This is a genomic window from Flavobacterium amniphilum (assembly GCF_023634845.1).
Taxonomy (GTDB): Bacteria; Bacteroidota; Bacteroidia; order Flavobacteriales; family Flavobacteriaceae; genus Flavobacterium; species Flavobacterium amniphilum.
Genome location: NZ_JAMLJL010000010.1, coordinates 64,163 through 86,503, shown reverse-complemented (window position 1 = coordinate 86,503; position 22,341 = coordinate 64,163). Strand labels below are relative to the sequence as shown.

Here is a 22,341-nt window from a genome sequence, read left to right as displayed (position 1 = left end):
AATCATGAAAAACTATATCTCAATTTTAGGATTGATTCTGGCAAGTACAGCCATGCAAGCCCAGGAAATCAACGACGCACTCCGATATTCCCAGACAGAACCTTTAGGAACAGCACGTTTCAGAGCATTAAGCGGTGCTTTTGGAGCTGTTGGCGGTGATTTATCAGCCATAAACCTGAATCCTGCCAGCTCGGTTATCTTCAACAACAATCAGGTAGCTTTCACTTTAAGCAATTACAATACCAAAAATAATTCAGATTATTTTGGAACCAGAACCAGCGACAGCAACAATTCGCTTGATTTAGGCCAGGCCGGTGGTGTTTTCGTTTTTGAAAACCATCATGAAAGCGACTGGAAGAAATTTGCTTTAGCCTTAAACTATGAAAATCAGAATAACTTTGACAATTCATTATTTATTTCCGGAACCAACCCGACTAATTCGATAGATGATTACTTTTTGAATTATGCAAACGGAATAGAACTCAGAACACTTAAAAATTTTAATTTTGAGGAATTATCATTCCGCGAGCAACAGGCTTATCTAGCATATTGGGCCTTTATTATTGATCCAATTCCATTGGCAAGTGACCCAACCAATTATGACAATCCAAACATCACCCAATACAGCTCCGCAATTGTTCCCGGGGATTTTTACCATGAAAATTCAGTGGAAACCACCGGTTACAATGGAAAATTAGCTTTCAATGCATCGGCAAATTATCAGGACAAACTAATGATTGGTATTAACTTAAATTCTCACTTTTCAGATTATGTGAGAAATTCGAGTTTTTTTGAAAGCAACGATAACAACACATCAACTGACACTTATGTGAAGAGGGTTTATTTCGACAATAGCCTGCATACTTATGGCAACGGATTTTCATTCCAACTGGGTGCTATTTTAAAATTAAGCAACCAATTCAGAGTTGGCGCCACTTACGAATCTCCAACATGGCATCGTTTAACCGACGAACTAATGCAAAGTGTTGCAGCCGTTAGCGGTGACAATACAAGCGAGTTACCTGCCGATATAGTTGACCCTAACTTAACCATGGTTTTTGCTCCGTATACCATTCAAACACCGGGTAAAATTACCGGAAGTGCCGCCATTATTTTTGGAAAACAGGGATTCATCAGCGTTGACTACAGCGCTAAAGATTACAGCTCGATGCGTTTAAAACCAGAAAATGATTATGCTTCTGACAACAACAGAATTGAAAATTTATTCACAACATCCAACGAACTAAGAATTGGTGGTGAATACAAAGTCAACCAATGGAGTCTTCGTGCCGGTTTCCGTTCAGAAACAAGTCCATACAAAGACGAAGATATGATGGGCGATCTAACCGGATATTCAGGCGGTATCGGATATAATTTCGGAGGAACCAAGCTTGATCTGGCTTATTCTACATCCGAAAGAGATTATGGTTACCAGATGTTCAGCACCGGATTAACTGACAGAGCAAAAAGCACTATAAAAAATAATAATGTTACGGTGACACTTTCATTTGAGTTATAATCAAAACAAAGTATAAACAATAATTTTTTAAAATAAAAACATCTAATTTTTCTTATTTAAATTAATTGACTCTACCTTTACTCAAATTAATTTAAATAAGAAAATACTAATGAGATTGAAACATTTTATTTTAACACTAATTCTAAACTCCTCAATTCTTTTATCACAACAACATTTACCCAGCAAAGTCAACACACAACACAATAGCATTACACGCATCGGTGATGACACCCCATTAGATCCTCTTGAAGATCTTTCTCCTGATACTCCTATTGATGAAAGTTTATTTTCAATTGAAATTTTGAATCTAACAACAAACGGTCTAATTCAACCCAACAACACTATTAATTTCAATGGAAAAGATGACTTAGTAATTGAATTTGATGTAAAAGCGAGTTATTATGGTACCTACAATACCGGTTTTATAAACAATTTAAGAATTGGAACTTGGATGTTCAATCCAAACAATCATAACAATCAAACAGCTGAAGATTATGATAATGGAGTAAGAAGTTATTATTTAGTTTCTGAAATAGTTAATTTAGAGAAAGTAAACAATTATTACACAAAAACAGTACATCAAAAAATTACTTTACGCAAATACACCATAAGCAATACTGGCTATACTTTTCAAACAAACATGTTCTCCATAGGTCTTCATAAAAACCTAAAAAGGACCGATTTGTATAAATTAGCAGGAGGCACAAGTGAAAGCTACCCCAACAACATACCGGATAGAGTAGAAGCTCAAATAACCGATTTAAAATATTCAGACAATCTTCCAATCTTAAACAACAAAATTGTTGTCCCTAACACTGCAGAAGGCTACTCAAGTATAGATTTTAAAATAAATTACAGTCTTATACATGGCAGTAATCTTGTGTCAGGATATTATGGATCCATGAATATTGCAATACATAACCCTGAGGGATCAACGCTTTACACTACCCTTTTGGTAACACCAAAAATTTTTACAAATTATATTGGTAGTGAAACATATCAAAATATTCAAATACCTTCGTCCAAATTAATAAATGGAGCAAAAATAATAGTTACCTTCCAGTTTCAAGGAACAAATTTTCCTTTTATTTTAGCAGAATCCGTTATTAAATCAGATTTAATTTCAAACAACTTAATCCATGAAAACAAAATAGTTGCACCGGGCTCAATTGTATCCTTAACAAATAACTATCTTCCAAGCATTATCAGTACAAAAGTATGCCCTTATAGAACTGATTGTGAACGAGAAATTAAATACATCAATTATTTCAAATGGCAATACAAAACAACAAATGAGAATACATGGCATGATTTTGTAAATCAAAATAGTAATGATTTAATCAATATCGGACCAATCAACGAAGATACATTAATCCGCAGAATAGCGATTGACACTGACAATGGGTTTTACAACATAAGCAACACAATTTCTATTTCTATCAACAATTCAATCATAGTCAATACAATTTGTTGTGATCAGACTTTAACTTCACTTGTTAATCCATCAATTTTTACTGGAAATGCCGTAACAAACAGTAATTTAAAATACAAATGGCAAATGGCCAAAACCGGTGAAAATATAAACTTTAATAACGACTATGTTTGGACAGATATACCTAATGCCACCGGCAAGGATTTTCAATATATATATACTTCAAATTTACGACCTTATCAATACCTTGGATTTAGAAGATTAATTACTGAAAATGGTATCGTTAAAAGCATAAGTAACCCAATTGCGGTAATAAGGAGAGTATCGTCAGCCAGAACAATGCAAGATGAAAATGAAGATTCTGATTCAATCAAAATGAATCAAAATGATTTTGAAATAACATCTCCTTATCCTAACCCAAACAATGGGACTTTTTATTTAAAAAACGACTTAAACCTAGGAACTTCATTTTATTTAGTTGATACTTACAGTAGAAGGATTAAAAATTTCTCGTTTACAACAAAAGATGAAGAAGTTGAGTTCAAAATAGATGACCTTCCAAATGGTATCTATTTCTTAAAGAGTGAAAGAAATAACAGTTTTTTAAAAAAAATAATTAAAGAGTAATCTTCAAGATATTTTAACTTTGATAATATCCATTTCCAAACAGATATGGATTTAAAAAATAAAAGCCCACAGATTTGTGGGCTTTTTTAGTACAAAATCAGTCTAAATTAAGCCTTCAGCCTTTAAATGTTTCGCTACCTGAAATAAATGTTGTAATTTTGCGCTCCTAAATTAAAGCAATGAGAACCAAATCGTTAAAGAAAAACAAGATTAATGTAATTACACTGGGTTGTTCAAAAAATGTTTACGACAGTGAAGTCTTAATGGGGCAATTAAAAGCCAGCGGTAAAGATGTAGCTCACGAACAGGAAGGTAACATCGTAGTAATTAACACTTGTGGTTTTATTAATAATGCCAAAGAAGAATCGGTTAACACGATTTTAGAATATGTTGACAAAAAAGAACAGGGTATTGTCGATAAAGTTTTCGTTACCGGATGTTTATCTGAAAGATACCGTCCTGATTTAGAAGCAGAAATCCCTAATGTGGACCAATATTTCGGAACAACCGATTTACCTTTACTTTTAAAAGCTTTAGGTGCCGATTACAAACATGAGCTTTTGGGTGAACGTTTAACTACAACACCTAAAAACTATGCTTACTTAAAAATTGCCGAAGGTTGTGACCGTCCATGCAGTTTCTGTGCCATTCCTATCATGCGCGGAAAACACGTTTCCCAGCCAATTGAAAAATTAGTCAAAGAAGCAGAAGGTTTAGCTGCTGACGGCGTAAAAGAATTAATTCTTATTGCACAGGATTTGACCTATTACGGTTTGGATTTATATAAAAAACGTAATTTGGCCGAATTACTTGAAAATCTGATAAAAGTTGAAGGAATTGAGTGGATTAGATTGCACTATGCCTTCCCAACCGGATTCCCGATGGACGTTTTGGAACTAATGAAAAACGAGCCAAAAATCTGTAATTATATTGATATTCCATTGCAGCATATTTCAGATAACATCCTGAAATCAATGCGTCGTGGAACCACTTATGCAAAAACTACCCAACTGTTAAAAGACTTCCGTGCTGCCGTTCCGGGAATGGCTATCCGTACAACTTTAATCGTTGGTTATCCGGGTGAAACGGAAGAAGATTTCCAAATCCTTAAAAACTGGGTTGAAGAAATGCGTTTTGAGCGTTTAGGCTGTTTTGCTTATTCACATGAAGAAAACACACATGCTTTTTCATTGGAAGACGATGTGCCGGACGACGTAAAACAAGCAAGAGCTACCGAAATAATGGAAATCCAGGCTCAAATTTCATGGGATTTGAACCAGGAAAAAATCGGACAGACTTTCCGTTGTATTATCGACAGAAAAGAAGGTCAGTATTTTGTAGGAAGAACAGAATTTGACAGCCCGGATGTTGACAACGAAGTATTAATCGACGCTTCTAAACATTACCTAAAAACAGGAGAATTCGCAACCATCAAAATCTTTAATGCCACTGAATTCGATTTATACGGAGAACCGGCAACTAATTAAAAAGTTTCCATCGCTATAAAAAAGAATAAATTGTAGTAAAAAACTGTATTTTTTCATTAACTTTATTTAGAACGAACACTAAATAACTACAAATGAAAACATTACATTTTTTACTACTTTTTCCTTTTATAGGCATTTGCCAACAAGGAACCCTTACGCCTCCTGAAAAATTATTTCCGGAAACAATTCACTGGACTTCACAATCTCCTGTAAAAAATCAGGGAAACAGGAACACCTGCAGTGCTTTTGGAGTTGCTGCCGCTCTTGAAACTTTAGAAGGCGTTCCAAAAGATCTAAGTGAAAAGTACCTTTATGCTGTTCAAAAAACAAATGATTATGCCAATCAAAAAGAAACATCTACAGGGCAATTACTTTACTATTATCCCAACGCATTAATAAAAGACGGAGTAATTACCGAATCTGAATTACCTTATAATCCGCAAGCAACCAGAAGATGGCTTAAAGATGACTCAGAAATGGTAAAATACATCATAGAAAGTGACATTGGCGCCATAACTTTAGGTACAAAATACAAAACTAAAGCCCGGATTTTCCTTAAAGAATATGAATATCTCGACGGAATTACATCTAAAAACGTTGACTACATCAAATCACTGCTTAAAAACGGCATAAAAGCTATACCTGTCAGTTATAAATTATACTTACCGGCATGGAAAAATTATAGATCATCAACATTCAACACCATTACTCCTGATCTTGGCTACACACTTTTTGGAGTAACAGGAAAACCAATGACCTTTACAGATGCCAAAAATCTTTATTCAGACAATCTAACCGAAAGAATATTAAGCGGAGAGTTAAAGTATGTCCAAACTGATTCAGACGCTAACCAATATGGATATCATGTGGTAACCATAATTGGCTATGATGACCAGGGTTTTATTATCAAAAATTCATGGGGAACCAACTGGAGATGGAATGGTTACGAAAGAGTCAGCTTTGATTTTCATAAGTTATTTGGTTATGAAGGCCTTGTCCTTAAAAGCGTTACCATAAAAAACTAAAAAACAAAAGAATTTAGTCCATAAAAAAACTCCAAAACAGTAATGCTTTGGAGTTTTCGCTTAATTAACCTTAAAAATCTATTATATCACAGTCCCTTTAAAAGACAACACTTTTGGTGCCTCTTCCGCATTGGTTGTCACGGTAACTGTTTTTGTGAATGCACCTTTAGCCGCTGCATTGTATGTTGCTTTAACCTGAGCCTTTTTACCCGGCGCAATTGGTTCTTTTGTATAATCTGTTGCCGTACAACCACAAGAAGCTTTTACATTTGTGATAATAACAGCTGTTTTACCAGTATTTTCAAATTCAAATTCGATAGTTACCGGTTTTCCCTGAGGAATTTGTCCTAAATCGATTTGTTCACTTTTCCATTTGATTGATGAACCTTCAGCAACTTTTACAATCATATCTTTAACTGGTGTTACAACCGAAAAAGACATTAAACCTAAAGTCAGTGCCAAAAGAGAAATCTTAATTGCTTTCATAATTTTCATTTTAGTTAGAATTGATTTGTTGTTTTTGTATAACCCAAATGTATTTCATTAATTTTCACACAGCTGTTAACCGTTTTTAAATGTTTGTTAACAACTTGTTAACGATATAAACAAAGGTTTTTTTTCAGTAATATTACAGTAAGAATTCATCGCTTTGAAAATAAAAAAACTTAATAGTATCATTGTTTTAGGATTAGTCGCTACGATAGGAATCCTTATTGCGCAATTGCTGTGGACGAAAGAAGCTTTCTCTATAGAAGAACAGAAGTTTTCCCAGAAAGCCCATATTGCATTAATAAATGTTGTAAAACATCTTTATGAAGGAACAAATCATGAAGTACCGGCCAACAATCCCGTAAAAAAGGTATCCAATGATTATTACATCATTAATGTAGATAATGATTTTGATCCGGAAATCCTGGAACATTATCTGAAAGTCGAATTTGAAAAAATTGGCATCACAACCGATTTCGAATATGCCATGTACAATTGCCACAGTGATGAAATGGTTTACGGGAATTACATCTCATTCAGCAATAAAACACCTAAAAAGACTTCTATTTCTTTCCCGAAGCATAAAAATTTAATTTACTATTTTGCCATCCGTTTCCCGAATGAAACCTCTTACCTGTTTAGTTCCTTAAGGTTCTGGTTCATACTTTCCTTTGCATTAATTATTATCTTATTAGTATATGTTTATTCTATTTACACGATTATCCAACAGAAAAAATATTCGGAATTACAGCGTGACTTCATTAATAATATGACCCACGAATTCAAAACACCTTTGTCATCCATTTTAATTGCGTCCAATTATTTAAACCAACAGGAAGACATCAAAAAGGATCAAAAACTCGAAAAATACACTAAAATCATCATTGATCAGACCCATAAACTAAATCATCACATCGAGAAAATCCTGAATATAGCCAAATCAGACAATGCACCACTTGTTTTGGAGAAAAGTGAATTTACAATCATTCCGGTGATTGCTTCGGTGATTGAAAGTATTCAATTGAAATATCCCGATACAAAAATCACAATCGATTCAAAAAAAGACGATTATAAAATCAACGCCGATCAATTTCATTTCACTAATCTGATTTATAACCTCATTGATAATTCGGTGAAATATTGCGATTGCTATCCCGAAATAACGATTAAGTTATCTGATGATACTAAACAACTGAAAATAGAGTTCATTGATAATGGTATCGGTATTTCCAACAAAAACATATCATTCGTTTTTGACAAATTTTACCGCATTCCAACCAAGAAAAGCAATGAAGTCAGCGGGTTTGGATTGGGACTGTACTATGTCAAAAAAATATGCACCCAACACAACTGGAAAATCCTGATGCAGAACAATAATAAACAAGGAATAACAATAACCATCTTAACTCCGTTAACCTAAATATGGCCAAGATTAAAATTTTATACGCCGAAGATGACGAAACATTAGCTTTCCTGACCAAAGACAATCTGGAACAGAACAATTATGACGTTACCCATTGTCAAGATGGCGAAATGACTTATGAAGCTTTTAAAAACAATGAATTTGATATTTGCATACTGGATATCATGATGCCTAAAATGGATGGATTTGAACTAGCCGAAATGATCCGGAAAACCAATACCCAGATTCCCATCATTTTTCTTTCGGCGAAAACCTTAAAAGAAGACCGTATAAAAGGATTACGTCTTGGAGCCGATGATTATCTGGTCAAACCTTTCAGTATTGAGGAATTACTTTTAAAAATTGAAGTCTTCATCAAGCGATCTGCAAAAAGCGAACCTGTCGATAAGAGCATTTACAAGCTTGGCAAATACCAGTTTGACAGTAAAAACTACTTTGTTGTTTCCGGGGAAGAAAAAACAACCTTGACCCAAAGGGAAGCTGAACTGTTAAAACTGTTCCTCGATAACAAGAATGTGGTTTTAAAACGCGAAGAAATCCTGAAATCGCTTTGGGGAGATGATGATTATTTTATGGGTAGAAGTCTTGATGTGTTTATTTCCAGATTACGGAAAATAATTGCAAATGAAGAAGGCATTTCGATTGAAAATCTTCATGGAATCGGTTTCCGGTTTTCAACAACCGGGTAAATTTAATTTAAATAAATAATTACCTCAATATTACCCCTGAAATCATTAGTCGGGAAAAGGGAAAACAACCCGTTTCTTAACCTTAAGTTTAACATTTCGTACGGTAAAACCATAGTAAATACTGGGGATAACCGCTTATGTTTGTAATAAGAAAATTTACAACTATGATTCCAGAAACACTATCCATCGTTGAAAGACAAATTCTTGCCAATCAGTACCGAATTCTTTCCAAAATTGAAGACACTCCAGAAGATTACGAATTAAAAATTGAAATCCTTGAAAACGGTTTTACAGAAAGATACTATGAAGTGTTTGATGTAGCACCTGAAGAAATTTCTTTGGAAGTATGTGAAGAAACCACCCAGATTTTATTCATGTATAAAAGGATCAATGATGCTTTGAAAAAAATGTCATTGGAAGATAAAAAAGGACTTGACCTTGATAAAATCAAATTTGAAGGTTTTAATGCCCGCAAAGACCAACATTACCATTATTTGGAATTCATGATTGAAAAAATGGATTTATGGCAGGAACACCTGGCTGTTTATTCGGTATCAGCAGATGAATTCCAATTACCCAAATACAAGCGTATGTTAGAATATCAGATTTATCTGCTTGATAATGATAAATATGAATTCAGTAAAAAAGATATAGAACAGATGATTAACGTTGTCGCCAATCCTAGTAATAAAATTCCATTTCAATTAGCAGTGTAATATTTGTATCTATATACAATTTCTAGGGTTTAAAATAGTTTCCACACCATGGAAACTATTTTTATTTTAAGAAGGTATCAATCATTTCATATAATTTGGCTTTGTCCAGCGGCTTGGTAATATAGCTGTCGAAACCAAACTTTTGGATGCGCTCAATTTCATCCGTTGAGGAGAAAGCAGTTTGTGCTATGACCGGCACCTTTGGCCTTGCATCTTTCACTTTAGCAAAAGCATCATAACCACTCATTCCCGGCATTTTGATATCCATCAGGATTAAATTAATTTCTTCATCCCCTTCACAGATATCAATTGCTTCGATACCGTCTTTTGCCCTGATCACATTATAATGCTTCATTTTCAGGAGTTTTTCGATCAGCAAGTAATTGATATTATCGTCTTCGGCAACTAAAATTGTGATTTCTTTATCATACACATCTTCTTTTGCTTCTTCCTTGGTTCTGAATTTTCTGGACGTATCTGTATCGACAACCAACGGAATGGTAAAATTAAAAGTTGACCCCACTCCCATTTTAGAATCCAGATGAATCGTACCGCCCATTAAGTGTACGTAAGCCTTCGAGATAGCCAATCCTAATCCGAGTCCGCCCACTTTAATGGAATAATCACTATCAACCCTTCTGAACCGGTCGAAGATAAAAGGCTGGTCTTCCTTATCGATTCCAAGGCCGGAATCCCTTACAAAGAAATGAATTTCGGTTCCGTCAGTGCTTTTATTGTATCCAAATTCTACAAACCCTGAGTTGGTAAACTTCACAGCATTTGTAATTAGATTAATCAGTACCTGTTTCAGTTTGATTTCATCAATAAGGATTCTGGTTGTTAGCGGATAATTAGCTTCCACCAAGCGGAATTCTATGTTTTTGTCCTTTGAAATGGTAATCGCAATTGATTTATACAATTCATTCATACAAGATTCCAGGTTTACGCTTGAGATTTTCGGTTTCACCTGATTCGAGTCAATTTTAGACATTTCGATCAGATCATCAATAATGGAAACCAGATTTGTACCACTCTTATTAATGATCTTGATGTAATTTAATTTCTCCTCTTCGTCGATATCCTTTTCCTTCAGTAGTTCCGAGAAACCAATGATAGCATTCATAGGAGTTCTGATTTCGTGCGACAGATTCGTCAGGAAAGCCGTTTTAAGTTGGTCACTTTCTTCAGCCTTTGCCTTAGCTTTTTCCAGTTGTTTCCGTTGTGAAAAAGCCTCATCAAACAAGATTCCTATTCTTCTGAATTCCCCCGGGGATGATTTTAATTTTTTGATTGCCTTTTTGTTACCCTTCTCAAGGATTTCTGTGGTTAATGACAGTGGTTTTGAAACCCAGCGCCGTAAGAACAGTGTATATATCACTAAAAACAAGATAAAGGCAAACATGATAATCAACAGAATCTTCTCGGTATCGTTGAAATTCACATAGAACTTCCTTTTAAAAACGATGTCTGTCACTTTATCCCCGTTCCAGGATTTTAAAGTATGGAATCCCTGAATGTAATCATCGAAGAATAACTTTTCATTTTCGGAGTCAGAGAAAAAAACTTTTGCCGTACTGATTTGTTCCAGTCTTTTAATGTATCCGGCATCCAGAAGCCGCACCATAACAAAGTAGCCTTCCGGTTTTGTTTTCACCTTATTGGGATCATTTGAAGGATGGATGGTTGCCATAAAAACTTCGGCGTATCCTTCCGGTACTTTTGCATAAAACGTAATGAGTTTCTTTTTATACACCTCATTCAGCAGCTGTTTGGTAATAAATGAAACCGGCTGTTTGATTTCATGCGTGTATTTCTCCCCTAATTTATTTCCGTTCAGCTCATATACCCCGAGGTATTCGACAAAATACATATCGATGGCACTGGCGATGGTATCATCAAACCATTTCTGGTCTTTGGTTTTAATATACTTCACCAGTTCGTCCCAATATGTAATATCGATAATGGTAGAAATATGCGATTCAGAGTTGAGCTCCATGAGGGATTTCACCTCATCATTGAGCTGCTTTTGCGACATGGCATATACTTCATCCTCCTGCTTGAGTGTATAATAAAAAAGGTATAGAAAAAGTAGTATAAATGCGACGCTGGAAACAAAAATCAACAAGAGTAACTTCGAGTAGATTGAAAGTTTGTCGATTTTTTTCATGTGATCCGCTTATATTCAATATAAACTTAGTGAAATTATAATTATTTAACAAAAAATACAAGAATAATGATAAAAACAACATTTCAAAAACAATCCGACGGGTTATAAAACCAGCAGATTGCTTTCTTTAAGGGTTTGCATTGGCTTTGAAAACCAGAACAATTCAAAGTCATCCAGGCCGTTATTTTCAAAATCGGTTTTGATTTCCTGGAAGTTATTCCGTTTCTCTTTTGTCACGGCGATTTTGTCCAGGATACCTTTCAGCCATTCCCCTTTATCCTTTTCCACGGTGATGTCGAACGATTCGCGCTTATCGTGGAAAGTAAGTTTCATCATTTCCCAGGAGTTCCCTTTTTTGGATTTTGTAAACAATTCGGCAGAAGGATTACCGCCAATCCAGACAATTTTAGCGTTTGGTTTGATTTGCAGATGATTTTCCTCCTGTAAACAATCGTAGATAAAATCAGGATTGATTTTAGTGTTGGGGATTTTAAAGTCGAACCAATCCTGTAACGGATAATCAAAACAGATACCGTGCATGTAATTGAACAATGACTTTTTCAGGCCGAAGCTAAACTTATCGTGGTTGATTCCTGTTTTATCCTTGAACTGAATATCGTTATTTGCGAAAGAGATTTCGTTAAGCTGCGGTGTTACCCCGAATTCCTCCGGGTTCATCCCTACGGGGCTGTGTGCTGTCATGGCAAACTGGTGCCAGAAACCCGATTGCAGGATTCCCAGTTCGAACATTTGGCGTACCATTTCGAGGCTGTCGATAGTTTCCTGAATGGTTTGCGTGGGATACCCGTACATCAGGTACGCATGCACCATAATCCCCGATTCAGTGAAGTTGCGTGTTACCTTTGCTACCTGTTCAACGGTTACCCCCTTCTTGATTAATTCCAAAAGACGGTCGGAAGCCACTTCGAGTCCGCCCGACACGGCGATACAACCTGAGGCTTTCAATAAAACACACAAATCGGCGGTAAAACTCTTTTCGAAGCGAATGTTTGTCCACCACGTCACCGTTAAATTACGCCTCAGGATTTCCAGTGCCACTTCGCGCATCAATGCAGGCGGAGCTGCTTCGTCGACAAAATGGAAACCATTCTCCCCGGTTTGTTCGATAAGTTCCTCCATCCTATCCACCAGCGTTTTAGCATGAATGGGTTCATAGACCTTAATATAATCCAGGGAAATATCACAGAAGGTACACTTCCCCCAGTAGCAACCGTGCGCCATGGTCAGTTTATTCCAGCGGCCGTCACTCCAGAGACTGTGCATGGGATTAGCAATCTCGATTACCGAAATGTACTTATCCAGTAACAAACCGGTGTAATCAGGCGTACCCACTTCACTCTGTTTATAATCGTGGCGGGTCGTCGTGTTTTTATAGACCACTTCCCCATTTTCAAGGAGGAATGTTCTTCTGACTTCGACAGGCTCAGCCACCTCTATTGCATTTAATAAAAGTTCTATTGGTAACTCCCCGTCATCGAGAGTGATGAAGTCAAAGAATTCGAAAACGCGGGCATCCTTCAGGTCCCTTAATTCGGTATTAGGGAAACCACCTCCCATAGATACCTTAATCTCAGGGTAATTTTCTTTTATGAACTGCGCACAACGGAACGCACTGTACAGATTTCCCGGAAACGGGACCGAGAAACAAACCAATTGAGGTTTATCCTCCTTCTGCAACTGCAAATCCAGAAGACGCAGGGTTATATGATCAATGTATGTGGGCTCAGTCTGCAGGTAATCATATAATTCATCGAACGAGTTGGCACTTCTACCGAGACGTTCTGCGTAGCGGCTAAAACCAAAGTTCTCATCGATGCATTCGACGATAAAATCAGAAAGATCCTCCAGGTATAACGTCGCCAGGTGCTTTGCTTTATCCTGCATCCCCATGGAACCGAAAGCCCAGTCCATGTCATCCAGCTGGCTGAAGCGTGAAGCTTCGGGGAGGAAATTCCCGGAACACATTTGGCGTGCCAAGGTAGGATTCTTCCCTTGCAGGAATTCGATTACCGCATCAATTGTTTTCAGGTATTCGGTTTTTAATGCGAAGATACGCTCAGAGTTTTGCGACATTTCGGTCACATCACCGGCAACAAAATCAAAAACATTCGTCAGACCCGCTTTGGAAAACAATTCCAGAATCACTTCGATACCCAAATCCATCTGAAAAGACGAAATGGACTTAGTATTGAGAAAACCTTTCAGGTAAGCCGTTGCCGGATACGGCGTATTGAGCTGTGTAAAAGGCGGTGTGATAAGCAGGGTACTGTACATTGCAAACGATTATGCGGCAAAATTACTCCATATTTTTAATGATATCGTGTATTTGCTGAATTTTATCGGCCGTGAGCGTGTTAATTTTCTCCTGAAGCCCGTTATCAACTTCGGTTTTCGTTAATGAATGGAGAGCGTGGTCTTTTGGAAGCGCACTATTTGCGGATGGTTTAAAATCAATGAGATCATTGGGTGTACAATTGAAATCCCGGCAGATTTTCTCCAGTATATCCAGGTTCATTTGACGAACATCGTTGTGTGTCATCTTTGTGGCAAAACTGCCGGAATAACCAAGTGAAGTCATATGTGTAAAAGGACGATGAATTCCTTTCATTTTAAAGATGCGGTTAAAATTGAAGTATAACATATCATAAATTTTAAGAATGTACTTACAAAATGTATGCCTTACTTTTTGAGATTCATTAAAAAAAACGTGTCTGGTAAGAAAAAATACGTGCGAGAAAAGAAAGAAGTCGTGTCAGAGGAAGAATAAATCGTGCAAAAGGAAGAAAAAGTCGTGCGAGAAAAGAAAGAAGTCGTGTCAGAGGAAGAATAAATCGTGCGAAAGGAAGAAAAAGTCGTGTGAGAAAAGAAATAAGTCGTGTCAGAGTAAGAATAAATCGTGCGAGAAAAGAAAGAAGTCATGTAAGAATAAGAATAAATCGTGCGAAAGGAAGAAAAAGTCGTGCGAAAGGAAGAAGAAGTTATGAGTTATGAGTTATGAGTTATGAGTTATGAGTTATGAGTTATTGGATTATTGAAGGTTTGAGGTTTATTGTTTATATTCGTGGGGTAGTTTCAAAACCCATTTAAGTCCTAAAAATGAATTTTAAAATATTGCTTTCAATCCTATTCACACAATTTCTTATCGCCCAGAATAAGCCGGTTGTTTATGAAAATGATTCAAATGCATATTACAATAAAGATAGAAATAAACTTTCATATGAAACCACATTTTGTGATTTAACCCTTTCCCCTGATTCAACTTTCAGTTTTTACCACCGTCCCCATATAAGTTGCTTTACTTGGAAAGAAGTTAAAGGAAAATGGAAGAAAAAAGATAATATATATACTTTTTCGAGTCAATATGATGTATTTGAAAATGATACCCGTAAAATTTTCAGAAAAGATTCTTCAGAAAAATACCAACTTAAATTTAGCACTGATAAGAAATCTGAACTTAAAAACAGAACTATAAAAGTTGGTTATATTTATGATTTTGACTCCAATTTAAAAAACATGGAAACCACCATGGAATTTAATCAGTATGATAATATTGAGATTCCATTTAAAGAAATTCCGAACCATGATAAACTAGCCTCAATACGTATAGATTATCAATTGAGTGCAAGCGAAAAAAGAAATACATATATTACGGAGAACAGAATAGTAAATAAAAAAGAACGTGAAATCCCAAATATTGTAACTATTGAATTTGTCGAAGAACCCAAAAAAGAAACAGTATACAGAACAACAATTGGGAGGCTGGCTGATGAGACATTAGAGATTATTTCATTCGAAAAAACAAAAACATCTTTACCTGAATATTTAGAAGAAATCGGTTTTGAAAGATATTATGAGTTAAGGAAAGAAAATTAAACAGCATATAATAATACACACTCCCTATTTCATTTTATCAACTTGTACTAAAAATCCAAACCATCACAATATTTATATAATAAACCATGACCGCAAAAGACCTATTGCATAAAATATTAGAATATCAGCATTCATGGGAAGACCCCCACGTTAAAGACAGCAAACCGGCGAGGCTTCGTCTGGAACAGATTGAGTCATTACTGGATGCATTCGGGCTTTCCAAGAAATATATCAATCTGCAAGTTCAGGTGCAATACTTCATTGGAGGAAGAAAGGAAGAACTGAGCAGGGCAAGATACTTAAACGAAATGAACAATCTTGAGTACCTGACGGGTGGTGAATTCCTTAAAGACCGAGAAGAACATTGTAATGCGGAGCTATCCCAAAAAATCATTGAAACCGTTACGGCATTACATCCCGGAATGGAAGAGTACATTACAGAAAGAAGATTACATATACACTGGCTCTTTAATAATTTACTCCATTTCAGACGGGATGTTTATAAAGTGACGTATCCTGTCGGAGGGATGTTAGAAGGTTTTGTGGCCGGTTTGGAATATAGTTTTTATCTTCAGAATAAATTAAAAGCAATTATAACAGACAATCTCGATGAGATTGATGAAACCCTCTGGTTGATTTTGGATCCTGCCCAACGTGACATTGAAATGGATGAACTGAAAAGTAAATACAATTATACTGACCATGACTTTGATTCGATTGACCATAAATGGAGAATGGAAAACTATTAATCTCTTTTTATGAAAAAGCGTCTCTTCCTTATTTTTTTAATTTCTTTATCATTACTTATTGCCTGTATGGGATGCAACAACAAGCAGGATTGCAATTTGGATACTGAAGTTTTGAGAAAAAATGACAGTCTTATAACAGTACTTAAATCGGAGAAGTCGCTTAATTTTTATTTAAGCAAGCTAAAAGAACCTGAATTAGACTCTTTCAAAGAAGAAAAAGAAACGTATAGGTTTTTGGTATTAAGTTCTTTTGGGGATTATCACAGCTACCGCGTAAATAAAAGTGGAGACCGTTATGTTATTACATCCAAAAGCTTTTTTAGATATAAAGAAGATACATTGAAGCACAGGGAAATCAGAATAGACAGTCTAAGTAAAGAACGAAAGACGGTAGTAAGTGCGCAAAGCTGGACAGCAATTAAAAAATCATTAGATGACATGAATTTTTGGAGTTTACCTGTTAAGGACAAAGGCAAGCATTACTATTTAGACGGTGTCATTTATTTTATTGAAGGCTATACTTCTGAAAAAAACGAATGTACAGGCAGGAATTACCATGTGGCTATGAGAATTTGCCCTGAAGACTCCACCCGCTATAAGTCCATATTTAAAAGAATCTCAAAACTGGCATCAAAATAAACAGACCATGAAAAGACACCTCCTTTCTATTTTATTATTCATTAGTACCATTGCTTTTTCACAAGGTGAGACAGAACAACAACTGAGAGTATTCAGTGTGCAGCACCAGTTTGTTAAGATGGACAGTGTGAACAATATTGAAAAAACCAGGGATTATTTCTTTTACAAAGCTGTTTATGCCAATGTGTGCAACCGGCCCGGTTTATCGAATGAGTATTTGGATAAGTTAAAAAAGAGTGACATTACTAAAAGCTTCCGGTATTATAAATTGAAGAATGACAATTACATTAAGCTCTTTGAATATAAAAATGCCTATGAGACCTCAGAGATCCTGACCAGTAAATTTGCAACCAAATTCACGGCTGAAGAATTGAATGACGAGATTAACACCCAGCGGATTTGGGAGGTATTACAAAAACAAAAACCACAGGCGATTGACTCTTTTACTACAATTAGCGTGGACTCCAAAAAAGATTTAGCCGGTTTGATTACTACCGAAGTAAAAGCCAACGGAACAACCAGTTCTTTTGTTTTTGACACCGGTGCCGGTATCAGCTGTATTACCGAGAGTATGGCTAAGAAAATGGGACTTGTTATTTTACCGGATAACAACATCAAGGTGATGAGTTTTACCGGGGTTGAAAACAAAGTCCTGATGGGTGTTGCGCCGGTTTTGGCCATGGGTTCACTGATCGTTCACAATGCTATCTTTTTAGTTTATCCTGATGATGCCTTTACTTTTGCCAACGGTGCGTATGTGATTAACGGGATTATTGGTTTTCCGATTATTAAAGAATTGGGAACCGTTACGATAGCGCCCGGAAGTCTCTCTTTCTCGAAAGGTGCAATTGCTGAAAACAAAGAGAAGAACTTGTTTATAGACCAGTTGCGTCCCGTGTTGATGTTGAAATACAGCGGCAGGACATTGCCTTACAACTTAGACAGTGGTGCGAAGGAAAGTTCGTTTACCAAATCTTTTTATGAGAAGTTCCAACCTTTTATAGAGGCCAACAGTACGAAAGCCATCATAAAAACATCGGGAGCCGGTGGTCAGGAAGTGGCGGCCACGGTTTTGGAACTTAAAAACCAGAGTATCCAACTGGGTGGAAAGGTTATCAAGCTAGACACACTACAGGTAGATCCTGAGAATTATGGTGTGTACGGCAGGGTGAATCATGGCAATATCGGTCAGGATGTTTTGGGTCAGTATACGAAAGTGATTATCAGTTTTGAGGGGAATTATTTGGGGTTGGAGGATTAGATTGTTGGAGTGTCAGATTATCAGATTCTTGGATTGTGGCTTCGAGAACCTCAGCTCCGATTGAAAGAATACTTGATAGTATATAGACGTTTTTTTAATGCTGGAAATAGATCAATTACCGAGTTCCAGCTGATTTTTAACCAGATTAAAATAACCTCCTTTGTTTTGCACCAGTTCATGATGTGTACCTGTTTCCTGGATTTCACCATTTTTAAGGACAATTATGTTGTCGGCATTTTTAACAGTACTTAATCTATGGGCGATAACCACGACAGTTTTACCTTTAAAAAACTGTGATAAGTTATCATGAATAATTTTTTCATTTTCAGCATCAAGTGCTGATGTTGCTTCATCAAAAAATATATAATGCGGATTTTTATAAACTGCTCTGGCTATAAGGATCCTTTGTTTTTGTCCGCCTGATATTCCGTTACCTGATGCACCGATTTTAGTATTATAACCCAATGGCAGATTATTTATAAATTCTTCAATATTTGCTATTTTCACGGCATTAAGTAATTTTTCCTTATCTATAGTTTCATCACCTGTCGCGATGTTTCTTTGAATAGTGTCAGAAAATATAAAGCCATCCTGCATTACAACTCCACAGTTTTCACGCAGACTTTGAGGAGAAATATTTTGTAAGTTTTCGGAATTAAAAAACAATGAACCTTCAGTTGGCTCATAAAATTTTAATAACAGTTTCATAAGTGTAGTTTTCCCACTTCCGCTTGCTCCAACTATAGCTGTTATTTTTCCTTCCGGTATTGCAAAATTTATATCTTTTAATATGTATGCCGATCTTGGGCCTTCATATTGAAATGAAACATTATTTAAAAATACACCTCCATTTTTATCTTTTTCAATAACTAATTTTTTTTGTTCTTCATTTTCTTCAGTCTCATGATTTTGAACTTCATTTAAGCGTTCTAAACTTAATTTTGCGTCTTGCAGTGAGCGAAAAAAACTTACCAATTGGCTAACCGGTGAATTCATCTGTCCGACAATATAAGAAACACTCAATAACTCTCCCAATGTCATTTTACCTTTCACAACAAGTGTCGCTGCCAAGAATGTAACAATTATATTTTTGATTTGATTTAAAAAATTAAAGCCTGAAATTTGAATTTGATCCAGTCTTAGAATTTTAATATTAATTTTGAATAATTTCTTTTGAATATTCTCCCATTCAGTCCGTTTAAAATCTTCAAATTGATTGAGTTTCATTTCTGTAACCCCATTGATTATTTCATAGATTGATTCTTGATTTTCACTTTTTTGCTGAAATCTTAAATAGTCTAAAAATTCTCGTTTTTTAAGCCAATAAAATGACCATGAAACAGATATGGAGGTTAAGAGAAAATAAACTGCTAAAATTGAAAGGTTATAATAGCAGAGCACTCCGAAAAAAACTGAAAAAGTAATAACGGAAAATAGAGTTATAAGACTTTGTGATGTCAGAAACTGCTCAATTCTTTCATTATCCTGAATACGCTGATTAAAATCCCCGGTCAATTTTGTATCAAAGAACTTAATGGGGAGTTGAAGCATTTTTTTCAGAAAATCAGAAATAATCGTAATACTTATTTTAGTTCCAACGAATAGCATTAACCAATTTCGTACAATCTCAATTACTATTGATCCAAAAAAAACGGCCAATTGAGCTAAAAGCATTATAGTAATAAAGCTTAAATCTTTTTTATTTACTCCGTTATCAATTAGATTTTGAGTCAGGAATGGAAAAATCAATGTTAAAATACTACCTGCCAGAAGTAATATAAACATATAAAAGATTTGCTTTTTATGAGGGTTTAAATATTTCAGTATGTACTTTAGATCGAGGGCATCTTGTTGTGGTGGCATAATGGAATAAAAGAACTCAGTTGGTTCTAAAAACAAAGCCACACCTTTATTGTCATTTACAATCCATGATTTTTGAAAATTTTCAATATTTAATTTAATAAAACCGTGTGCCGGGTCAGCGATATGAAAATATTGTTTCTTTGAAAAGGGGGTTCTTGAAATTTTATACAAGACCACAAAATGGTTTTGATTCCAATGCAAAATACACGGCAAAGGCATTTCGTCCAACTTATCGGTTACAAGTTTTGCTGTTAAAGCCTCGAATCCTATATTTTTTGAAGCTTCAGTGAGGCCCAATAAAGAAACTCCTTCACGTGTGATAAAGGAGTTTTCTCTTAAGTATTGTAATGGGTATTTTTTATTATATGCACTTGCTACCATTGACAGACAAGCAGGTCCACAATCCATATTATCATGTTGTGGTATAAAATTTATTTTATACTTTTTCAAGGTTCTTCTGTCTAATATAGTAATCTAAAAGTAATTTATCTTTAAAGTTGTATTTAAAAGAAGGACATGCAGGAGTCCCTTCATGCCAAGATTTAGGACAAGCCCCTCCACAAACAGGGAGATGCAAACACGTTTTACACCAAGTAGTTCCTGAATCCAGAACATTTGTCCAATCTCTTAATGTAGGATTAGGGTTAAAAGTTGAATAATCATCTTTTAAATTTCCAATTAAGCTATTTCCTTCAGCATATGTATCGGTATAAGGAAATTCCCAACAGGTATATATATTTCCAAAGGCATCATAAACTTCTGAATCCTTTCTTTCAACCATACAGGCGTAAAATGTCCTTTTGGGCAGCAATTTATTAATTTTGATATTGTTTTCAAAGCATCTTAACATCCATTCAATTTCTTTATCTGCGAACATTTGATTACTTAAACCGTCTTTACCCGCATCATTTCCTCCCCAGTCTACGATAGGTGCAAAAGTCAATGATACCTTTTGTCCAAGTCCTTGATCTTTAATAAAATCTATAAAGTCGTCAACCAGATGGTGATTTGTTTTATCTATATTAATCCTGATAGATATGTGTGCATCATTAGAATTGTAGAAGTCTGTAGCGGTAATGTCTTTGATATTTTTAACAATCAGATCAAAAGTTGGCTTTCTGCCATCTTTTGTAACCCTTCTTGTATCATGAGATTCGGCAGTGGCATCTAAAGTAATCTGAAAATGTTTTACATTATGTTTAGAAACCAATTCCTCAAACAACTTAGGTTTTAAACTCAATCCGTTAGTTACCATTGTTGCAGAATAATTCAAACCACGGCTTTCACATAATTCGGTAAATTTTGAAGATGCACTTCTAATACTGCTCAAGCCTGTTAAAGGTTCACCTCCATACCAAATAATATTTAATCCGGTATATTTTGTGTCATTATCCAAAAAGTGAATTATTCTTTTTAAATACAATTCGATTATGTCATCTTTAGCATAATCTTTTGTATGCTTTTGACCACAGTAATGACATCCTAACTGACAATTTGCAGATGGTTGAATTGTCATCGATAATACATTTACATCTTCAGTAGTTTCTCTGTTCTCAGTTAAAATTTTAAGGTACTCATCTTCATCAGCATCAACTAACAATTCACAACTTTTGAAAGATTCGATTGTTTCTTCTTCAATGTTACTAAATTCATTTATCAATAAATTTTGATAAATTGGTTCGTCCAATAAAAATGAAATACCACTTCTAGTTGAAAAAATAATTCTTTTGTTAGGCATATCGACGTCGTCGAGTACATCAGTAGTTAAATGGTATTTTGATAGTTTCATAAAAGGTATTAATTATAGAAATTGGAATAGTTACATTCAATCTTCTATGTTGTTAGTTAATAATAATGGTATTTTTAAAATTGACTGCCAGGTTTTAGTATGGCAGTCAATTTACTTTATTAAAAAAGATTAACCAGTAGTATGGTTAGAGCCACAAGTCTCTAATATTGGACAATCATCATAATTAGTCTCACATTTTGTCAATTTAGGACAAACTCCAAGTTTACCTCCTTTGATATTTTGCAAATCTTTATCATTGATTATCTCGATTGATTTACTTTCAGATTTCCCGCCTTTATTAAGGTCTCTTAATTTATTTTTTAGCATAATTTAAAGATTAATCAGGTGTACAATTTGTTCCGCAAGACTCCAATACCGGACAAGGATCAGAATTATTATCACATGTTTTCAATTTAGGACAGTCAACAAGTTTTCCTCCTTTGATGTTTTGTAAATCTTTTTCATTAATAACTTCGATTGATTTACCATCGTTATTAAAACCTTTTTTAAGGTCCTTCAATTTGTTTTTTAACATACTTTTCTTTTAATTAATTAGACAATAATTTCCATGT

Annotated in this window: 19 protein-coding genes; 11 read left to right on the top strand and 8 right to left on the bottom strand. The window is 35.2% G+C overall.

All coding sequences use genetic code 11. The features are described 5' to 3' along the window. Nucleotides 1–4: 4 nt before the first annotated feature. The 4 genes from NAT51_RS12535 to NAT51_RS12520 all read left to right on the top strand — a co-directional run bounded on the left by NAT51_RS12535 (nt 5) and on the right by NAT51_RS12520 (nt 6,090). Nucleotides 5–1,519, top strand: coding sequence for an OmpP1/FadL family transporter (locus NAT51_RS12535; protein WP_250598423.1), 1,515 nt, complete (start codon nt 5–7; stop codon nt 1,517–1,519). A 109-nt stretch (nt 1,520–1,628) separates the two neighbouring features. After that, entirely contained in the window at nt 1,629–3,578 is a 1,950-nt protein-coding gene (locus NAT51_RS12530) for a T9SS type A sorting domain-containing protein (RefSeq protein ID WP_250598421.1), read from the top strand. Nucleotides 3,579–3,757: 179 nt separating this feature from the next. Next, nucleotides 3,758–5,065, top strand: coding sequence for a 30S ribosomal protein S12 methylthiotransferase RimO (gene rimO, locus NAT51_RS12525; protein ID WP_250598419.1), 1,308 nt, complete (start codon nt 3,758–3,760; stop codon nt 5,063–5,065). A 92-nt stretch (nt 5,066–5,157) separates the two neighbouring features. Beyond that, nucleotides 5,158–6,090 carry a C1 family peptidase gene (locus NAT51_RS12520; RefSeq protein WP_250598417.1) on the top strand — a complete coding sequence of 311 codons (933 nt, stop codon included), beginning with the start codon at nt 5,158–5,160 and terminating at the stop codon, nt 6,088–6,090. 81 nt (nt 6,091–6,171) lie between these two features. Here the strand turns inward: NAT51_RS12520 and NAT51_RS12515 are convergent, their stop codons facing one another. Further along, nucleotides 6,172–6,576, bottom strand: coding sequence for a DUF1573 domain-containing protein (locus NAT51_RS12515; protein ID WP_250598410.1), 405 nt, complete (start codon nt 6,574–6,576; stop codon nt 6,172–6,174). 163 nt (nt 6,577–6,739) lie between these two features. Between NAT51_RS12515 and NAT51_RS12510 the strand changes: the two genes are divergently transcribed. The 3 genes from NAT51_RS12510 to NAT51_RS12500 all read left to right on the top strand — a co-directional run bounded on the left by NAT51_RS12510 (nt 6,740) and on the right by NAT51_RS12500 (nt 9,407). Continuing rightward, on the top strand, nt 6,740–7,999 hold the full coding sequence (locus tag NAT51_RS12510) for a sensor histidine kinase (RefSeq protein WP_250598408.1): 1,260 nt from the start codon (nt 6,740–6,742) through the stop codon (nt 7,997–7,999). Between the two features lie 2 nt (nt 8,000–8,001). Continuing rightward, nucleotides 8,002–8,691 carry a response regulator transcription factor gene (locus NAT51_RS12505; RefSeq protein ID WP_250598406.1) on the top strand — a complete coding sequence of 230 codons (690 nt, stop codon included), beginning with the start codon at nt 8,002–8,004 and terminating at the stop codon, nt 8,689–8,691. A 164-nt stretch (nt 8,692–8,855) separates the two neighbouring features. Then, on the top strand, nt 8,856–9,407 hold the full coding sequence (locus tag NAT51_RS12500; RefSeq protein WP_250598404.1) for a YfbU family protein: 552 nt from the start codon (nt 8,856–8,858) through the stop codon (nt 9,405–9,407). Between the two features lie 61 nt (nt 9,408–9,468). Here NAT51_RS12500 and NAT51_RS12495 read toward each other — a convergent pair whose 3' ends face one another. The 3 genes from NAT51_RS12495 to NAT51_RS12485 all read right to left on the bottom strand — a co-directional run bounded on the left by NAT51_RS12495 (nt 9,469) and on the right by NAT51_RS12485 (nt 14,203). After that, nucleotides 9,469–11,574 carry an ATP-binding protein gene (locus NAT51_RS12495; protein ID WP_250598402.1) on the bottom strand — a complete coding sequence of 702 codons (2,106 nt, stop codon included), beginning with the start codon at nt 11,572–11,574 and terminating at the stop codon, nt 9,469–9,471. Between the two features lie 102 nt (nt 11,575–11,676). Then, on the bottom strand, nt 11,677–13,869 hold the full coding sequence (locus NAT51_RS12490; protein WP_250598400.1) for a B12-binding domain-containing radical SAM protein: 2,193 nt from the start codon (nt 13,867–13,869) through the stop codon (nt 11,677–11,679). A gap of 22 nt (nt 13,870–13,891) precedes the next feature. Beyond that, nucleotides 13,892–14,203 carry a helix-turn-helix domain-containing protein gene (locus NAT51_RS12485; RefSeq protein ID WP_250598398.1) on the bottom strand — a complete coding sequence of 104 codons (312 nt, stop codon included), beginning with the start codon at nt 14,201–14,203 and terminating at the stop codon, nt 13,892–13,894. A 488-nt stretch (nt 14,204–14,691) separates the two neighbouring features. Here NAT51_RS12485 and NAT51_RS12480 point away from each other — a divergent pair, with 488 nt between their 5' ends. The 4 genes from NAT51_RS12480 to NAT51_RS12465 all read left to right on the top strand — a co-directional run bounded on the left by NAT51_RS12480 (nt 14,692) and on the right by NAT51_RS12465 (nt 18,117). After that, on the top strand, nt 14,692–15,468 hold the full coding sequence (locus NAT51_RS12480; RefSeq protein WP_250598395.1) for a hypothetical protein: 777 nt from the start codon (nt 14,692–14,694) through the stop codon (nt 15,466–15,468). A gap of 86 nt (nt 15,469–15,554) precedes the next feature. Further along, nucleotides 15,555–16,217, top strand: coding sequence for a hypothetical protein (locus tag NAT51_RS12475; protein ID WP_250598393.1), 663 nt, complete (start codon nt 15,555–15,557; stop codon nt 16,215–16,217). A 9-nt stretch (nt 16,218–16,226) separates the two neighbouring features. Further along, nucleotides 16,227–16,856: a hypothetical protein gene (locus tag NAT51_RS12470; protein ID WP_250598391.1), complete on the top strand. Its 630-nt coding sequence runs from the start codon at nt 16,227–16,229 to the stop codon at nt 16,854–16,856. A 7-nt stretch (nt 16,857–16,863) separates the two neighbouring features. Then, nucleotides 16,864–18,117, top strand: a complete 1,254-nt coding sequence (locus NAT51_RS12465) for a retropepsin-like aspartic protease (protein ID WP_250598389.1) — start codon at nt 16,864–16,866, stop codon at nt 18,115–18,117. A 111-nt stretch (nt 18,118–18,228) separates the two neighbouring features. Here NAT51_RS12465 and NAT51_RS12460 read toward each other — a convergent pair whose 3' ends face one another. The 4 genes from NAT51_RS12460 to NAT51_RS12445 all read right to left on the bottom strand — a co-directional run bounded on the left by NAT51_RS12460 (nt 18,229) and on the right by NAT51_RS12445 (nt 22,304). Continuing rightward, entirely contained in the window at nt 18,229–20,430 is a 2,202-nt protein-coding gene (locus NAT51_RS12460; RefSeq protein WP_262921802.1) for a peptidase domain-containing ABC transporter, read from the bottom strand. Beyond that, complete coding sequence (locus NAT51_RS12455; protein ID WP_250598387.1) at nt 20,417–21,769, bottom strand: radical SAM/SPASM domain-containing protein; 1,353 nt, start codon at nt 21,767–21,769, stop codon at nt 20,417–20,419. The genes NAT51_RS12460 and NAT51_RS12455 overlap by 14 nt, the downstream gene beginning before the upstream one ends. A 129-nt stretch (nt 21,770–21,898) precedes the next feature. Continuing rightward, on the bottom strand, nt 21,899–22,096 hold the full coding sequence (locus tag NAT51_RS12450) for a bacteriocin (protein WP_250598386.1): 198 nt from the start codon (nt 22,094–22,096) through the stop codon (nt 21,899–21,901). A gap of 10 nt (nt 22,097–22,106) precedes the next feature. Beyond that, entirely contained in the window at nt 22,107–22,304 is a 198-nt protein-coding gene (locus NAT51_RS12445; RefSeq protein ID WP_250598378.1) for a bacteriocin, read from the bottom strand. Nucleotides 22,305–22,341: the final 37 nt, after the last annotated feature.

What these genes read in the sequence shown, in the direction of transcription:
- NAT51_RS12480 (WP_250598395.1), top strand. Translation starts at nt 14,692, where the DNA reads ATGAATTTTAAAATATTGCTTTCAATCCTATTCACACAATTTCTTATC.
- NAT51_RS12535 (WP_250598423.1), top strand. Translation starts at nt 5, where the DNA reads ATGAAAAACTATATCTCAATTTTAGGATTGATTCTGGCAAGTACAGCC.
- NAT51_RS12505 (WP_250598406.1), top strand. Translation starts at nt 8,002, where the DNA reads ATGGCCAAGATTAAAATTTTATACGCCGAAGATGACGAAACATTAGCT.
- NAT51_RS12520 (WP_250598417.1), top strand. Translation starts at nt 5,158, where the DNA reads ATGAAAACATTACATTTTTTACTACTTTTTCCTTTTATAGGCATTTGC.
- NAT51_RS12495 (WP_250598402.1), bottom strand. Translation starts at nt 11,574, where the DNA reads ATGAAAAAAATCGACAAACTTTCAATCTACTCGAAGTTACTCTTGTTG.
- NAT51_RS12515 (WP_250598410.1), bottom strand. Translation starts at nt 6,576, where the DNA reads ATGAAAGCAATTAAGATTTCTCTTTTGGCACTGACTTTAGGTTTAATG.
- NAT51_RS12470 (WP_250598391.1), top strand. Translation starts at nt 16,227, where the DNA reads ATGAAAAAGCGTCTCTTCCTTATTTTTTTAATTTCTTTATCATTACTT.
- NAT51_RS12485 (WP_250598398.1), bottom strand. Translation starts at nt 14,203, where the DNA reads ATGAAAGGAATTCATCGTCCTTTTACACATATGACTTCACTTGGTTAT.
- NAT51_RS12475 (WP_250598393.1), top strand. Translation starts at nt 15,555, where the DNA reads ATGACCGCAAAAGACCTATTGCATAAAATATTAGAATATCAGCATTCA.
- NAT51_RS12450 (WP_250598386.1), bottom strand. Translation starts at nt 22,096, where the DNA reads ATGCTAAAAAATAAATTAAGAGACCTTAATAAAGGCGGGAAATCTGAA.
- NAT51_RS12455 (WP_250598387.1), bottom strand. Translation starts at nt 21,769, where the DNA reads ATGAAACTATCAAAATACCATTTAACTACTGATGTACTCGACGACGTC.
- rimO (WP_250598419.1), top strand. Translation starts at nt 3,758, where the DNA reads ATGAGAACCAAATCGTTAAAGAAAAACAAGATTAATGTAATTACACTG.
- NAT51_RS12530 (WP_250598421.1), top strand. Translation starts at nt 1,629, where the DNA reads ATGAGATTGAAACATTTTATTTTAACACTAATTCTAAACTCCTCAATT.
- NAT51_RS12465 (WP_250598389.1), top strand. Translation starts at nt 16,864, where the DNA reads ATGAAAAGACACCTCCTTTCTATTTTATTATTCATTAGTACCATTGCT.
- NAT51_RS12500 (WP_250598404.1), top strand. Translation starts at nt 8,856, where the DNA reads ATGATTCCAGAAACACTATCCATCGTTGAAAGACAAATTCTTGCCAAT.
- NAT51_RS12445 (WP_250598378.1), bottom strand. Translation starts at nt 22,304, where the DNA reads ATGTTAAAAAACAAATTGAAGGACCTTAAAAAAGGTTTTAATAACGAT.
- NAT51_RS12490 (WP_250598400.1), bottom strand. Translation starts at nt 13,869, where the DNA reads ATGTACAGTACCCTGCTTATCACACCGCCTTTTACACAGCTCAATACG.